The 14,163-nt window shown below is 68.4% G+C and carries 14 protein-coding genes; 7 read left to right on the forward strand and 7 right to left on the reverse strand.

Going from position 1 to position 14,163, the window contains the following annotated elements:
• On the reverse strand, positions 1 to 1,042 hold a 1,042-nt coding region (sucC, locus tag ACIGHN_RS19455), incomplete at its 3' end, for an ADP-forming succinate--CoA ligase subunit beta (RefSeq protein WP_396505629.1).
• A 207-nt stretch (positions 1,043 to 1,249) separates the two neighbouring features.
• Here sucC and argC point away from each other — a divergent pair.
• Positions 1,250 to 2,182, forward strand: coding sequence for an N-acetyl-gamma-glutamyl-phosphate reductase (argC, locus tag ACIGHN_RS19460; RefSeq protein WP_056171188.1), 933 nt, complete (start codon positions 1,250 to 1,252; stop codon positions 2,180 to 2,182).
• 45 nt (positions 2,183 to 2,227) lie between these two features.
• On the opposite strand, the gene recX is transcribed toward argC, so the two are convergent.
• Both recX and recA read right to left on the reverse strand, forming a co-directional pair.
• A complete protein-coding gene (gene recX, locus ACIGHN_RS19465) occupies positions 2,228 to 2,680 on the reverse strand; it encodes a recombination regulator RecX (RefSeq protein WP_056411201.1) in 453 nt (150 codons plus the stop codon).
• An 85-nt stretch (positions 2,681 to 2,765) separates the two neighbouring features.
• Positions 2,766 to 3,833 (reverse strand): recombinase RecA, encoded by a 1,068-nt coding sequence (recA, locus tag ACIGHN_RS19470; protein ID WP_056411202.1) that lies wholly within the window; start codon positions 3,831 to 3,833, stop codon positions 2,766 to 2,768.
• A 142-nt stretch (positions 3,834 to 3,975) separates the two neighbouring features.
• Here recA and ACIGHN_RS19475 point away from each other — a divergent pair, with 142 nt between their 5' ends.
• Positions 3,976 to 4,533: a MarR family winged helix-turn-helix transcriptional regulator gene (locus ACIGHN_RS19475; RefSeq protein ID WP_396505630.1), complete on the forward strand. Its 558-nt coding sequence runs from the start codon at positions 3,976 to 3,978 to the stop codon at positions 4,531 to 4,533.
• 105 nt (positions 4,534 to 4,638) lie between these two features.
• Here ACIGHN_RS19475 and ACIGHN_RS19480 read toward each other — a convergent pair whose 3' ends face one another.
• Positions 4,639 to 5,616: a LysR substrate-binding domain-containing protein gene (locus ACIGHN_RS19480; RefSeq protein ID WP_396505631.1), complete on the reverse strand. Its 978-nt coding sequence runs from the start codon at positions 5,614 to 5,616 to the stop codon at positions 4,639 to 4,641.
• Between the two features lie 107 nt (positions 5,617 to 5,723).
• Here ACIGHN_RS19480 and ACIGHN_RS19485 point away from each other — a divergent pair, with 107 nt between their 5' ends.
• From ACIGHN_RS19485 to ACIGHN_RS19505, 5 genes are all read left to right on the forward strand, one after another.
• Positions 5,724 to 6,689, forward strand: a complete 966-nt coding sequence (locus tag ACIGHN_RS19485) for a tripartite tricarboxylate transporter substrate binding protein BugE (protein WP_396505632.1) — start codon at positions 5,724 to 5,726, stop codon at positions 6,687 to 6,689.
• Positions 6,690 to 6,867: 178 nt separating this feature from the next.
• The gene (locus ACIGHN_RS19490) at positions 6,868 to 7,815 is read left to right on the forward strand and encodes an N-formylglutamate amidohydrolase (RefSeq protein WP_396505633.1); all 948 of its coding nucleotides are present in this window, start codon (positions 6,868 to 6,870) and stop codon (positions 7,813 to 7,815) included.
• A gap of 193 nt (positions 7,816 to 8,008) precedes the next feature.
• Entirely contained in the window at positions 8,009 to 8,683 is a 675-nt protein-coding gene (locus ACIGHN_RS19495) for a response regulator transcription factor (protein ID WP_056171164.1), read from the forward strand.
• Between the two features lie 64 nt (positions 8,684 to 8,747).
• Positions 8,748 to 10,199 (forward strand): sensor histidine kinase, encoded by a 1,452-nt coding sequence (locus ACIGHN_RS19500; RefSeq protein ID WP_056171161.1) that lies wholly within the window; start codon positions 8,748 to 8,750, stop codon positions 10,197 to 10,199.
• Between the two features lie 209 nt (positions 10,200 to 10,408).
• Complete coding sequence (locus tag ACIGHN_RS19505) at positions 10,409 to 11,431, forward strand: tripartite tricarboxylate transporter substrate-binding protein (protein WP_396505634.1); 1,023 nt, start codon at positions 10,409 to 10,411, stop codon at positions 11,429 to 11,431.
• 252 nt (positions 11,432 to 11,683) lie between these two features.
• Here ACIGHN_RS19505 and ACIGHN_RS19510 read toward each other — a convergent pair whose 3' ends face one another.
• The 3 genes from ACIGHN_RS19510 to ACIGHN_RS19520 all read right to left on the reverse strand — a co-directional run bounded on the left by ACIGHN_RS19510 (position 11,684) and on the right by ACIGHN_RS19520 (position 14,152).
• The gene (locus ACIGHN_RS19510) at positions 11,684 to 12,439 is read right to left on the reverse strand and encodes an SPOR domain-containing protein (RefSeq protein WP_396505635.1); all 756 of its coding nucleotides are present in this window, start codon (positions 12,437 to 12,439) and stop codon (positions 11,684 to 11,686) included.
• Between the two features lie 157 nt (positions 12,440 to 12,596).
• Positions 12,597 to 13,454, reverse strand: a complete 858-nt coding sequence (locus tag ACIGHN_RS19515) for a biotin--[acetyl-CoA-carboxylase] ligase (RefSeq protein WP_056171154.1) — start codon at positions 13,452 to 13,454, stop codon at positions 12,597 to 12,599.
• Positions 13,451 to 14,152 carry an SET domain-containing protein-lysine N-methyltransferase gene (locus ACIGHN_RS19520; RefSeq protein ID WP_396505636.1) on the reverse strand — a complete coding sequence of 234 codons (702 nt, stop codon included), beginning with the start codon at positions 14,150 to 14,152 and terminating at the stop codon, positions 13,451 to 13,453. The genes ACIGHN_RS19515 and ACIGHN_RS19520 overlap by 4 nt, the downstream gene beginning before the upstream one ends.
• Positions 14,153 to 14,163 lie beyond the last annotated feature (11 nt).

The following is a 14,163-nucleotide window of genomic DNA, read 5'->3' on the forward strand; positions in this document are numbered from 1 at the left end:
CCACCAACGGCGGCGGCATCTTGACGTGCGCCCCAATGCCCACCGGGGTGAACACGGCCTCCCGGGCCGTGAACGGGCCGGCGCCGAAGATGTTGACCAGAATGCCTTCGACCTTGGGGTTCTTGAGCATGATCTTGAAGGCTTCGGTGACCTTCTCGGGGGTGGCACCACCGCCCACGTCCAGGAAGTTGGCCGGCTCGCCGCCGAACAGCTTGATGGTGTCCATGGTGGCCATGGCCAGGCCGGCGCCGTTCACCAGGCAGCCGATGTTGCCGTCGAGGCTGATGTAGGCCAGGTCGAACTTGGAGGCTTCCACTTCGGCCGGATCTTCTTCGTCCAGGTCACGGAAGGCCACGATTTCGGGGTGGCGGAACAGCGCGTTGGCGTCGAAGTTGAACTTCGCGTCCAGGGCCATCAGGTTGCCCTTGGAGTCGCAGTTCAGCGGGTTGATTTCCACCAGCGACGCATCGGTTTCCATGTAGCACTTGTAGATCTTGGCGAAGATGTCTACGGCCTGGTCGATGGAGGCACCGGTCAGGCCGATGGCGGCTGCGACCTTCTTGCTTTGCTCGGTGGTGATGCCGGCAATCGGATCGATCATCTCGGTGATGATCTTCTCGGGGGTGGAGTGGGCCACTTCCTCGATGTCCATGCCGCCTTCGCTCGACGCGATCAGGGCGACCTTCTGCGTGGCGCGGTCGGTGACCAGGGACACGTACAGTTCGTTCTTGATGTCGGCGCCGTCTTCGATGTACAGGCGGCGGACCTTCTGGCCTTCGGGGCCGGTCTGATGGGTCTTGAGCTGCATGCCCAGGATCTCGCCAGCGATGCGCTTGACGTCGTCAATGGTCTTGGCAACCTTCACGCCGCCGCCCTTGCCACGGCCACCGGCGTGGATCTGGGCCTTGACCACCCACACGGGGCCGCCGAGCTTCTGGGCTGCTTCGACGGCTTCTTGCACCGTGAATGCGGGAATGCCACGCGGAACGGGCACACCAAAATTGCGCAAGATTTCCTTGCCTTGGTATTCGTGAATCTTCATGAGGTCTCTCTCAGGGAAGGGTGATAGTTACCCGTTTACCATGAACAGTTGTCTGGCCGCGGGCTTGGGACATGGCAACCGGCGACTGTATCATGTTGCGACGCACCATCCTTGTGCAGACCTGACGGCCCCCATGGCTTCGCCACGGGCAACTCACCCTTGTTTTCTTCGGCGGCCCAGCGGCTGCTTTCTTGCAGGAGTCACTCCATGTCCAGAGTCTTTATCGATGGCGAAGCCGGCACCACGGGCTTGCAGATCCGTGAGCGGCTGCAGGCCATGCCGCAGGTCGAGCTGGTCAGCATTGCGCCCGAGCTGCGCAAGGACCCGGCTGCCAAGCGCGACCTGATCGCTGGCGTGGACCTGGTGGTGCTGTGCCTGCACGACGACGCCGCCCGCGAGACCGTGGCCATGGTCGACGGCATCACGCAGAGCACCGGCCGCGCGATCAAGATCATCGACGCGAGCACCGCGCACCGCACGGCGCCGGGCTGGGTGTTCGGTTTTCCGGAACTGGCTGCAGGGCAGCCCGAGGCCGTGGCCGCGGCCGACCGCGTGTCCAACCCCGGCTGCTACGCCACCGGCGCCATTGCGCTGCTGCGCCCGCTGGTGGACGCCGGCCTGGTGCCCCAGGACTTCCCCCTGGCCCTGCCGTCGGTCAGCGGATATTCGGGCGGCGGCCGCACCATGATCGAGGCGTACGAGGCGGGCACCGCGCCGCTGTTCGAGACCTATGCGCTCACGCTGCAGCACAAGCACCTGCCCGAAATCATGCGCTACACCGGCCTCACGCGCCGGCCGATCTTCGTGCCGTCGGTGGGCAACTTCCGCCAGGGCATGCTGGTGCAACTGCCCCTGCACCTCGACCTGCTGCCGGGCGCGCCCAAGGCCGCCGACCTGCACGACGCACTGGCCGCCCACTACGCAAAAAGCAACACGCCCGAGCAGTGGGTCAGCGTGCTGCCGCCCACCGCGGACGGCAAGCTCGATGCCACCGCGCTCAACGACACCAACAAGCTGGAACTGCGGGTGTTCGCCAATGAAGAGCACCGCCACGCCGTGCTGATCGCCCGCCTGGACAACCTGGGCAAGGGCGCCAGCGGTGCCGCGGTGCAAAACCTCAAGTTGATGCTGGGGCTCTGAGGAGGGGGGGCTGCGCTGGAGCCGCCCGGTGCTGGCGGCCTCAACTCAAGCCTGCGGCGCCTCGCCGCGCACCACACGCCAGGTGATCTCGCTGGAGAATCCGCGTGTCACCAGAAAGCGCACCTGCTTTGCGCGCTGCTGGGGGTCTTCGGCCACCGCGCCGAATTTGCGCTGCCACACGGCGTGCGCGCGGGCCCATTCGGTGTCTTTCAGCCGGGTGAGCGCTTGTTGCGCCGTGTCGGGGTCGATCCCCTTGGCCTGCAGTTCCTGGCGGATGCGGTTGGCGCCCAGGCGGCTTGCGCGCTGGTGCAGCACCGACTCCACCACCCGGGTTTCGCTGATGAAATCGCGGGCCTCCAGGTCGTCCAGCAGGGCGGCCAGGTCCTCGCCCTCCTGCACATGGGGCGCGAGCTTGCGCTGCAGTTCAGCGCGGGAGTGCTCGCGCTGGCTCAGCAGCCGCAGCGCCCGGCCCTTGAGCGACAAAGTCGTGAAGCCCATGGCGGATGGTCGTTGTTATCAAATTCATAGCAGCTACCGCTTGTCAATCAAGCGGTAGCGGGCTATTTTCATCAATAACGGACGCTCACTCCTCGGTGGCGGCCGCGGCCTTGGTCACGGCGGCTGCCTGCAGTGCCACGCCCAGGCCTTCACGCACCTTGTTCTCGATCTCGCGGGCGAGGTCGGGGTTTTCGCGCAGGAACTCGCGGGCGTTGTCGCGGCCCTGGCCGATCTTCTCGCCGTTGTAGGCATACCAGGCGCCCGACTTCTCCACGATCTTGGCCGTCACGCCCATGTCGATGATCTCGCCCTCGCGGCTGATGCCTTCGCCGAACAGGATGTCGAACTCGGCCGTCTTGAAGGGCGGGCTCACCTTGTTCTTGACCACCTTGACCTTGGTTTCGTTGCCGATGGCTTCGTCGCCCTTCTTGATGGTGCCGGTGCGGCGGATGTCCAGGCGCACCGAGGCGTAGAACTTGAGCGCATTGCCGCCGGTGGTGGTTTCGGGGCTGCCGAACATCACGCCGATCTTCATGCGGATCTGGTTGATGAAGATGACCATGCAGTTGGTCTTCTTGATCGTGGCCGTGAGCTTGCGCAGCGCCTGGCTCATCAGGCGGGCCTGCAGGCCGGGCAGCGAGTCGCCCATTTCGCCTTCGATTTCGGCCTTGGGCGTGAGGGCCGCGACCGAGTCGATGACGATCAGGTCCACGGCGCCGGAGCGCACCAGGCTGTCCACGATTTCCAGGGCCTGCTCGCCGGTGTCGGGCTGGCTGATGAGCAGGTCGGGCACGTGCACACCCAGCTTCTGGGCGTACTGGATGTCCAGCGCGTGCTCGGCGTCGACGAAGGCGCAGGTGCCGCCCTGCTTTTGCATCTCGGAGATGACCTGCAGCGTGAGCGTGGTCTTGCCCGACGATTCCGGGCCGTAGATCTCGACCACCCGGCCGCGGGGCAGGCCGCCCACGCCCAGGGCCACGTCCAGGCCCAGCGAGCCGGTGGACACCACCTGGATGTCTTCGATCACCTCGCCTTCGCCCAGGCGCATGATCGTGCCCTTGCCAAACTGCTTCTCGATCTGGGCGAGCGCGGCGGCCAGCGCCTTGGCCTTTTCGGTGTTTGCGGGGTTGGTGCCTTTGACTGCGACGTCCATGAGAAACTCCTAGGAAAAACAACAGGTTGGATGTGTGTGCGTCCTCTGCGGTTAACCACAGGCTGGATGCTTGAACAGTAGTTTATGCGACCTGTTTCGCCAAAACCAAGCAGTATTTGGTCAGTTTGCCTGACAATCCGGCATGGCCGAAAACTCCCCGTCTAGCCCCACTGCCCACCCCCCGCCAGGGGCTGCCTGGCCCCGCGTGGACGACGGCTGGCGCCAGACCCACCTGGGCCGGCTGCTGGGCCATGCGATGCGCCGCTTCGATGCCCGGGTGCTGCAACTCATGGCGCACAACGTGGAGGTGCCGCTGGCGCTGTCCAACCTGGCGGCGCGCGACCAGGTGACGGCCGCGCATGTGCACATCACCCGCCACCTGGCGCTCCAGGGCGACCGGCTGACCGACCTGGCCCAGCGTGCCGGCATGACCAAGCAGGCCATGGCCAACCTGGTGGACCAGTGCGAAGCCTGGGGCCTGGTCACGCGCGAGGCCGACCCGCTGGACGCCCGCGCCCGGCGCGTGCGCTTCACGGCCACCGGCCTGGCCTGGGTGCAGGCCTTTCGCGACGCCGTCACCCAGGCCGAGGCCGAGTTCCGTGCCGAGGTGGGCCCTGACGTGGCCACGGTGGTGGCCATCGGGCTGGAAGCGTATGCGGGCGGCGATGCGCAGTGGCTGGCCGCCGGCCGCCGCGAGTGAGCCGCGCCGCTGACCACGCGTCCCCGCAGAGCCCACCTGACCCCGTGCAACGCGACCAGGTCCGCCCCGCGCATGGCTGCCGGGGCCCATGCACCGCTGCGCTGCTCAAGGCACCGGCAATGCACCCGTGCCCGCGCCCTGCGCCGCAGGCACCGCGGGCGTTGCGCCCGGAGGCTCGGCGCACACCAGCAGCCACTGCAGAAAGCACTGCAGCGCATGCAGCTGCGTGCGGCCCTCGGGGTAGCAAAACCAGTAGCCCATGTCGCTCAGGTAGCCGCCGCGCAGGGGCTGGTCCGCCAAGGGCTCGCGCACCAGCCCCGCGGTGATCTCGTCCTGCACCAGGCAGCGCGGCACCAGCGCCAGCCCCATGCCGGCCATCACCGCGCGGATCATGGTCTGGAACTGGTCGAACTGCGGCCCGGCCAGCGGGTCGATGAGGCCCGCCACCTGGTGCGTTTCGCTCCAGCGCAGCCAGGCATCGGGCACCGTCACGTGGCGCAGCAGCGTGTGCTGGGCCACGTCGCGGGGGCTGTTGAGCGGCCAGTCGGCCACGCGGGTGCGCGGGGCGATCAGTGCGACGTCGTTGCCGGTCAGGTAGTGGGCATGGGCGCCGGGCCAGTGGCCTTCGCCGAACAGGATGGAGCAGTCGAGCTCGGGCCGCTCGAAGTCGTAGCTGTGCACATAGGGCACGAAGTGCAGCGTGACCTGCGGGTGCTGCTGCTGAAACTGCGGCAGGCGCGGGATGAGCCACTTGGCACCGAACGTGGGCAGGCTGGACAGGTGCAGCGCACCGCCGCCGTCATCGCTGGTGATCAGCTCCAGCGTGGCGGCCTCGAGCTGCGCCAGCACCGCGCGCACGGCTTTTTCGTAGCGCTCGCCCGCCGGGGTCAGCGACAGGCGCTTGCGGTTGCGCTCGAACAGCGCCACGCCCACCCAGCCCTCCAGCTCCTTGATCTGCTTGCTCACTGCGCTCTGCGTGAGGTGCAGGGCCTCGGCGGCGCGCGAGACCCCGCCGAACCGCGTGACGGTCGAAAACGCCCGCAGCAGGTGCAGGGGCGGTGAAAGGCGGCGCAGGGAGGACATCGTAAGTTCTCACATCATTCCATTCAGGAATGTTATCAGGCATATCCATTGCTTGGTAGGGCTCACCAGTTCATTTAACCTTCAGATTCTTCATAGGAGAACCCCACATGCAACGCCGTCACCTGCTGTCCGCTCTGGCTGCCGTATCTTTCGTTCCTGGAATGTCTATGGGGCAAGAGGGCAAGCCCCTGCGCATCGTCGTGCCCTTCCCGCCCGGGGGCGCCACCGACATCACGGCCCGCAGCCTGCAGGAGTCGCTGGCCCGCATCCTCAAGCAGCCCGTGGTGCTGGACAACCGCGGCGGCGCGGGTGGCTCCATCGGCATGTCCGAAGTGGCGCGTGCCCCGGCCGACGGCCTCACCATCGGCGTGGCGACCCTGTCCACGCACGGCGTGAACCCGGCGGTCTTCAGCAAGCTGCCCTACAACCCCACCAAGGATTTCGTGGGCGTGACCGAGATCGTGAAGGCCCCGGGCGTGATCGTGATCAACCCCACGGTGCTGCCCGTCAAGGACTTCGCCGACCTGGTCAAGTACCTCAAGGCCAACCCCGGCAAGATCTCGTACGCCACCCCCGGCAACGGCACCATTGGCCACATGTGGGGCGAGCTGTTCAAGAGCAGCACCGGCACCGCCATGGTGCACATCCCCTACCGTGGTGCAGGACCGGCCGTCAACGACGTGCTGGCCGGCCAGGTGGCGGTGTACTTCGACCAGGTGGCCTCGTCGCTGCCGCACATCAAGTCCGGCAAGCTCAAGGCCCTGGCCGTGTCGTGGCCCGAGCGCCTGGACGTGCTGCCCGACGTACCCACCTATGCCGAGCTGGGCTTCAAGCAGGCCAACGAGCCCTCGTGGTTCGGCCTGGTGGCACCTGCCGGCACACCGCCCGCTGCGGTCGAACGCATCCAGCAGGCCGTCGCCCAGGCCTTGAAGGAGCCCGCGGTGCGCGAGCGCCTGGCCGGCCAGGGGCTGTACCCCTCGGGCACCACGTCCAAGGACTTCACCGCGCAGATCGGACGCGAGATCGACAAGATGAAGCGCGTGGCCGCATACGCCAAGATCGCGCTGGACTGACTCGCCCTGAACTGATACCCCCGGGAGGCCTTGTTCCGCAGGTGCAAGGCCCCCACCTGGGCAGGGTGCCGTCCCTGCCCGGCCGTTAGCCGGATGCCATGGCGCCTGAGGGATAACCATGGCCCTATTCCGGTCTGGGAGGCTAGGCCAGCCGCCCCCATTTGCGCACACTCTGCCTATGCATGCAGCCTTGAAACTCATCCACCACCGATTCCAGCAGGCCCAGCCCGGCCTGAGCGGTTCGCCCGGGCACACATCGCCCGCTCCTGCCACAGCTACCGCTGCCGCCATGGTGACCGCCGTGCCCGGCAGCACGCCGCTGGTGCTCGACTCGCCGCACAGCGGCACCCAGTACCCGGTCGACTTCGGCTCGGCGTGCGACCTGCCCACGCTGCGCCGCGCCGAGGACACGCACGTCGAGAAGATCTACGCCTTTGCCCCGGCCCTGGGCGTGGCCTGGATCGAAGCGCACTTTCCGCGCATCTACCTCGATGCCAACCGCGACACCACCGAGCTCGACACGTCGCTGCTCGACGGCCCATGGACCGACCCCATCTCCACCGACCCGCAGGTGCTCAGCAAGGTGCGCCTGGGCAAGGGCCTGGTGTGGAAGTTCACCGACGAGGGTGAGCCCATCTACAACCGCCTGCTCACCGTCGATGAAGTGCGTGCGCGCATCGACCGCTGCTGGCGCCCCTACCACGCTGCCGTGGCGCAGGCCATCCAGGCCGCCCATGCGCGCCACGGCTACAGCATCCACCTCAACTGCCATTCGATGCCCGCCGTGGCCGGCCGCTTTGCGACCGAGTTCCCGGGCCTGGAGCATGCCGACTTCGTGGTCGGCGACCGCGACGGCACCACCGCCAGCCCGGCGCTGTCCGCACTGATCTGCGACCACCTGCGCGCGTGCGGCTACAGCGTGGAATACAACCACCCCTACAAGGGCGTGGAGCTGGTGCGCCGCTACGGCAACCCCGCGCAGAACCGCCACAGCATCCAGGTCGAGATCAACCGCAAGCTCTACATGGACGAGCGCACGCTCGCCCAGAACCCGGAAGGCATGGCACGGCTGCAGGCCGACCTGAAGACCCTGGTGCACAAGCTGCTGGCGCACGACCCGCGCTGACGACGGCAACGACGGCGGCGGCGGTGGTTGTACACGCCCCACAGGCAGCGCAGACACCGGGCGGTCTGCGCCTGCCCGCCCGGTCGGCAGGTGTGAACCGGTTTGCGCCAGTGGCCTGCCGCTGCGCCCGCGCCGCCTAGAATCGGCAGCAGGCGCGGCGCCAGACCGCAGCCATCCACCAGGAGACACCCGCATGCGCATCCTCATTGCCGAAGACGACCAGGTGCTCGCCGACGGGCTGCTGCGCACGCTGCGGGGATCGGGCGCCGTGGTGGACCACGTGGCCAGCGGCACCGAGGCCGACGCCGCCCTGCTCACCAACAACGAATTCGACCTGCTGATCCTGGACCTGGGCCTGCCCAAGTTGCACGGCCTGGAGGTGCTCAAGAAGCTGCGCAGCCGGGGCTCGGCGCTGCCGGTGCTCATCCTCACCGCAGCCGACAGCGTGGAAGAGCGCGTGAAGGGCCTGGACTTCGGCGCCGACGACTACATGGCCAAGCCGTTTTCGCTGCAGGAGCTCGAAGCCCGCGTGCGGGCCCTCACGCGCCGCGGCATGGGCGGCACCAGCAGCGCCATCAAGCACGGCCCCCTGGTGTACGACCAGGCCGGCCGCGTGGCCACCATCGACGGCAAGATGATCGAGCTTTCGGCCCGCGAGCTGGGCCTGCTGGAAGTGCTGCTGCAGCGCGCCGGCCGGCTGGTGAGCAAGGAGCAACTGGTGGAGCGCCTGTGCGAATGGGGCGAAGAGGTCAGCAACAACGCGATCGAGGTCTACATCCACCGCCTGCGCAAGAAGATCGAAGGCGGGCCCATCCGCATTGCCACGGTGCGCGGCCTGGGCTACTGCCTCGAGAAAATTCCAGGCTAGCTCCTGAATTGATAGCTGCTGGCGCTTGATGGACAAGCGGTAGCGGCCCAAAAGGCTTGAAACCTTGAAAATCTTCCAGCGAGAGCAGCGCTCCCTCTTCGGCGAGATCCTCGACTGGATGCTCACGCCGCTGCTGCTGCTGTGGCCCGTCAGCCTGGCGCTCACCTGGCTCGTGGCCCAGGGCCTGGCCAACAAGCCGTTCGACCGGGCGCTCGAATACAACGCCCATGCGCTGGCGCAGCTGGTGTCGGTGTCCGGCGGCAAGGTGCAGTTCAACCTGCCGCAGCCCGCCAGCGAGATTTTGCGGGCCGACGACTCCGACATCGTCTACTACCAGGTCATCGCGCCGGGCGGCGAGTTCCTGTCGGGCGAGCGCGAGCTGCCCGAGCCGGCGGGCGACGAAGTCCCCCAGTCCGGCGAGGTGCGCCTGCGCGATGCCGAGATGCGCGGCATCGAGATCCGCGTGGCCTACATCTGGGTGCGCCTGCCGCTCGAAGGCACGCCCCTGGCCCTGGTTCAGGTGGCCGAGACGCGCGAAAAGCGCAGCGTGCTGGCCACCGAAATCATCAAGGGCGTGATGCTGCCGCAGTTCGTCATCCTGCCGCTGGCGGTGCTGCTGGTGTGGCTGGCGCTCGCGCGCGGCATCCAGCCGCTGAACCAGCTGGAGCAGCGCATCCGCGCGCGCAACCCTGACGATTTGTCTCCGCTGGACGACCGCACCGTACCGCTCGAAGTCGCGCCCCTGGTCTCGTCGGTGAACGACCTGCTGCAGCGCCTGAACGACTCGCTGGCCACGCAAAAGCGCTTTCTGGCCGACGCGGCGCACCAGCTCAAGACCCCCCTTGCAGGCCTGCGCATGCAGGCCGACTTGGCCCAGCGCGAGGGCACCAGCACCGAAGAGCTCAAGCGCTCGCTGCAGCAGATCGGGCGCTCCAGCATCCGCGCCACGCACACCGTCAACCAGCTGCTGGCCCTGGCGCGCGCCGAGGGCAGCGGCGTGGGGATTGCGCGCCAGCCCTGCGACCTGGCGCGGCTCGTGATCGAGGTGGTGCGCGACTCGGTGCCCCGCGCGCTCGACAAGCGCATCGACCTGGGCTACGACGGCGCCGAGCCCGGCTCGCCGGGCGTGCTGCTGGATGGCAATCCCACGCTGCTCAAGGAGCTGGTGCGCAACCTGCTCGACAACGCCATCAACTACACGCCCTCCACACCCGCCAAGCCCGGCGTGGTCACCGCGCGCGTGCTGGCCGACACCTTCGGCCACGTGCTGCTGCTGCAGGTGGAAGACTCCGGCCCCGGCGTGCCCGAGGCCGAGCGCGAACTGGTGTTCCAGCCGTTCTACCGGGCCCTGGGCAGCGAGGCCGACGGCTCGGGTCTCGGTCTGCCCATCGTGCTGGAGATCGCGCGCAAGCACGGCGCCGAGGTCACGCTGGAAGACGCGCGCCCCGGCCACCACCCGCCCGGCGCGTGCTTCAGCGTGCGGTTTGCGGCGCGGGACGCGGTGGCGGGGGGCTGACGGCGTGCCCGGCGCCCGTTGACTGTCAACTGAACGGGACATCACTGCAGGGCTTTGCATCGCACGGCATCGCGCCAACGCGCCGCACACCCAGCCCCGTAGCCGCACATTCCACCGCGGAATGTGATGAGGCCCAAACATCGTTAGCCAGCGCGGCATCGCCTGCCCAGAATGGGCCGCAGCACATGCCGCGAGGCGAGGACCCCACGATGCCCACCACTACCAGCCGGCGCAAGCTGCTGATCTCCACCGCCGCAGCCTGCCTGGGCGGCCCACTACAAGGCCTCGCCCACGCACAGGGGCAGCCGGCTTCGGCCGGCAGCGCACCGCAGGCCCGGCCCAGCCAGCCCGTGCGGCTGCTCGTGCCCTTTGCCGCAGGCGGCGCCACCGACATCACCGCGCGCGTGCTGGCGGGGCCGCTGTCGCAGTGGCTGGGCGTGCCGGTGGGGGTGGAAAACCGCCCCGGCGCGGGCGGCGCCACCTGCATGGCCGAGGTGGCCGCTGCCGCCCCTGACGGCACCACACTGGGCGTGGCCACGCTGTCCACGCATGGCGTGAACCCCGCGGTCTACAAACAGCTGCCGTACAACGCGCTCGACGGCTTCACCCCCATCACCGAGATCGTCAAGGCCCCGGGCGTGCTGGTGGTGCACCCCGGCCTGCCGGTGCGCGACTTTGCGCAGTTCGTGCAGCACCTGAAGGCACGGCCCGGCCAGTTGGCCTACGCATCGCCGGGCAACGGCACCATCGGGCACATGTGGGGCGAACTGCTCAAGAGCAGCGCCAATGTGCGCATGACCCACCTGCCCCAGGCCGGCGCCACGGCCGCGCTGGCCGAGGTGCTGGCGGGCCGGGTGCCGGTGTACTTCGACCAGGTGGCCTCGTCGCTGCCGCACATCCAGGCAGGCCGCCTGCGGGCGCTGGCCGTGTCGTGGAACCAGCGCCTGGCCGTGCTGCCCCAGGTGCCCACCTACGCCGAGCTGAGCCTGTTCTCCAACAACGACCCGTCATGGTTCGGCCTGGTGGCCCCCGCCGGCATGCCGACCGCCGCGGCGCGCCGGCTGCGCGATGGCGTGGCCGCCGTGCTCAAAGACCCCGGCGTGCTGGCGCGCCTGGCCGAGCAGGGCCTGTTCGCATCCGGCAGCCTGCCCGACGAGTTTGCCGCGCAGATCCGCAAGGAGGTGGAGAAGATGCGCCGCGTGAGCCGGTTTGCGCGGATCACGCTGGATTGAAGAGGGGGGCTGCCGCGTCCACCGCCGCAGGCAGGCAACACATCGCCTGCGGTGTTTGCCTAGGGTGCCATGTCGGTGGATTGCGGCGCGCCGCGGTCTGTCTCTGCACAACCCCGATGCATCCGGCAAAGGCGCGTAGCCTCAAGGATCTGAATGCTTTGAGCCTCTACCGCTGGTTGGGCAAGCGCTAAGAGCTATATTTTTTATAGCAACGAGCAACGAGCAACGAGCAACGAGCAACGAGCAACGGGCCTAGCCGCAGTTGCGCAGCGTCTTTCCCGCCATGGCCGTGCGCAGCACCTCCAGCTGCGGGCGCAGCGCGTCGGTCACTGCCGGCAGGCGCAGGGTGAAGCCGGCGGTGTCCGGCCGCTCCTGGATCACGCGCGCGGTGCGCACGCCCTTGGTGGCCAGGTTGGCCAGCTCGCGCTCGGCGGCGTCCTTGGAGGCAAAGCGGCCGAGCGACAAACCCAGCTCCAGCGTGCCGCCCGCGCGGTCGTGGTCCACCTTGCGGGCGCGCAGCTCGGCGCGCTTGCGGTCCAGCGTCTCCTGGTCTTCGAAGCGGCCCATGTAGACCATCCAGCGGCCCGGCACGGGCGTGGGGTCGATCACCCAGGTACCTTGCGGCAGGTTGGCGGCGGCAGTGCGCAGCGCCTCGACCTGGCGTTCGTCGAACACGCCGGCCTGCAGGCATTCGGCGGATTCGGTGGGGGTGGGGGGAGGGGAAGACGAAGAGGCAGCATCGCTGGACGCCGTGGCCGTGCCGGACGAAGAGCCGGGGGTGGCCGGGGCCGCCGAAGAGGAGGGTGAGGTACCGGAGGAGGACGACGGGGACGTCTTGCCCGGGTTTACGCGCAGTATCTGCAGCGTCTCGGGCCGGATCTGCTGGTCCATCCGCTGGGGCTCCGCCTGCTCCTCCGGAGCCAGCCCCCAGCTCTTGAGCAGCCCTTGCGACCACGCGTAGTACCCCGCATTGGCCAGCAGCAGCACGATCACGGCAAGTCGCAGCATGGTGTCCTTTCAGTCGCGGTGTCCGACCAGCGTAAGTCCAACGCACCTACCGTAAAAACTGGCGCTACCCCCGCCAGCGCCACCGTGGAGCCGGCTTTGCCGGGCCAGGGGTGGCGTCCCCCTGTGGGGGATGACGCGAAGCGGCTCAGGGGGAATCTCATGCCACCGGCCGCACGCTGATCTCGGAACTGGTGATCGCCTGCATGCCCGCGTCCGTGTGCACCAGCAGCGCGCCGTCCTCGCCCACGCCGTGCGCAGTGCCCGCCGTGCCGTCGCTCAGTGTCACCGCGCGGCCTTGCAGCACGTCGCGCGCCGCAAAGCGGGGCTGCATGGGGCCGAAGCCGTAGCCTTCGAACGAGCGCAGCAGGCTCACCAGCGGCGGCACGATGCGCAGCAGCGCGGCGGGTGCATCCAGGCCCGGCTCCACGTCCTGCAGGCTGCCGGGCGGCATGCTCATGCCGTCGCCGCTGCGCGGCAGCACGTTGATGCCGATGCCCACCACCACGTAGCGCTGGTAGCGCTGGGTGTGGGGCAGCCCGCCAGCGGCGGGCGCCGCGCCCTGCGGCGACACGAAGCTGGCCGTCTCGACCAGGATGCCGCCCAGCTTGCGGTCGCCGCCCGCGCCGCCCAGCCACAAGTCGTTGGGCCACTTCAGGCCCACGCGCGCAGGGTGCGCCGCGCCGACGGACGGCAGCACGGGCTGCAGGCTCTCGGCCACGCTCACACCCACCGCCAGCGACAAACCCGACCAGTCGGCCGGCGCCAATGGCAAGCCCAAAGACATCATCAAAGACGATCCGATATCGCTCTGCCAGGCCCGCCCCATGCGGCCACGGCCGGCGGTCTGCTGCTCGGCCACGAGCAGCGTGGGGTCGCACTGGCCGGCGCGTGCGCGGCGCATCAGCTCGGTGTTGGTCGAATCGATGCTGGGCAGCACCTCGACGGTAAAACCGGGTAACAACGGTGACACCGCTTCCCACACGGCCTCTGCGGGCCAGCGGATGGGCGCGGTCACGCGCGGCGGCCCTGGGCGGTCTTCGCCTGGGGCTGGGCCGGCTTCACGGCCTTGGAGGGTTTTGCCGTCTGGGGGGTCTTTGCGGTCTTGGCCGCTTTGATGGGCTTGGCGGGCTTGGCGGCTTCTGCGGCCTGGCTGGCCTTCGTGCCTGCTTTCACCGCCTTGGCTGTTTTGTCTGCTTTCGCCGGGCTGCGCGGCACCGGCGGTGCCCAGCCGCGCTTGGGCGCCAGCAGTGTGCCGCGGCAGTTGGCGTTGCCGCACCAGCAGGGGTATTCGGCCTTGAGCTTGGGGGTGTAGCGCTCTTCGATGATCAGGCCGTAGTCGTAGTTGAGCTCTTCGCCTGCCTTGATATTGCGCAGCGCCGTGATGAAAATGCGGCCGTCCCGTTCGTCGGCGTAGCAGTTGGGGTTGCAGCTGTGGTTGATCCAGCGCGACGAATTGCCGCCGAACTTTGCGTCGATCACGCGGTCTTCATCCACATGGAAGTAAAACGTGTGGTTCGGTTGCAGCGGGTCGTGGGGGTGGCGGTCCTGCGCCTCCTGCCAGCTGATGACCTCGCCGGTGTACTCCACCAGCACCTCGCCCTCGGCGATGTCCTGCACGGCAAACACGCCGTTGCCGTGCACTGCCGAGTGCCGGGTCTGGATGCGGCGACCCGGGGCGATGGTGGGGGCAGCAGGCGATGCAAAGCGGGGCATGGCAAAAACTC

Source organism: Acidovorax sp. NPDC077693 (genome assembly GCF_044542805.1).
In the GTDB taxonomy this organism is placed as follows: Bacteria; Pseudomonadota; Gammaproteobacteria; order Burkholderiales; family Burkholderiaceae_C; genus Acidovorax.

Coding starts and splice junctions, on each gene's coding strand:
- ACIGHN_RS19485 (WP_396505632.1), top strand. CDS start 5,724: ATGCAACGCCGTCACCTGCTGTCCGCTCTGGCTGCCGTATCTTTCGTT.
- ACIGHN_RS19495 (WP_056171164.1), top strand. CDS start 8,009: ATGCGCATCCTCATTGCCGAAGACGACCAGGTGCTCGCCGACGGGCTG.
- ACIGHN_RS19520 (WP_396505636.1), bottom strand. CDS start 14,152: ATGCCCCGCTTTGCATCGCCTGCTGCCCCCACCATCGCCCCGGGTCGC.
- recX (WP_056411201.1), bottom strand. CDS start 2,680: ATGGGCTTCACGACTTTGTCGCTCAAGGGCCGGGCGCTGCGGCTGCTG.
- ACIGHN_RS19505 (WP_396505634.1), top strand. CDS start 10,409: ATGCCCACCACTACCAGCCGGCGCAAGCTGCTGATCTCCACCGCCGCA.
- argC (WP_056171188.1), top strand. CDS start 1,250: ATGTCCAGAGTCTTTATCGATGGCGAAGCCGGCACCACGGGCTTGCAG.
- ACIGHN_RS19475 (WP_396505630.1), top strand. CDS start 3,976: ATGGCCGAAAACTCCCCGTCTAGCCCCACTGCCCACCCCCCGCCAGGG.
- ACIGHN_RS19480 (WP_396505631.1), bottom strand. CDS start 5,616: ATGTCCTCCCTGCGCCGCCTTTCACCGCCCCTGCACCTGCTGCGGGCG.
- ACIGHN_RS19510 (WP_396505635.1), bottom strand. CDS start 12,439: ATGCTGCGACTTGCCGTGATCGTGCTGCTGCTGGCCAATGCGGGGTAC.
- ACIGHN_RS19490 (WP_396505633.1), top strand. CDS start 6,868: ATGCATGCAGCCTTGAAACTCATCCACCACCGATTCCAGCAGGCCCAG.
- recA (WP_056411202.1), bottom strand. CDS start 3,833: ATGGACGTCGCAGTCAAAGGCACCAACCCCGCAAACACCGAAAAGGCC.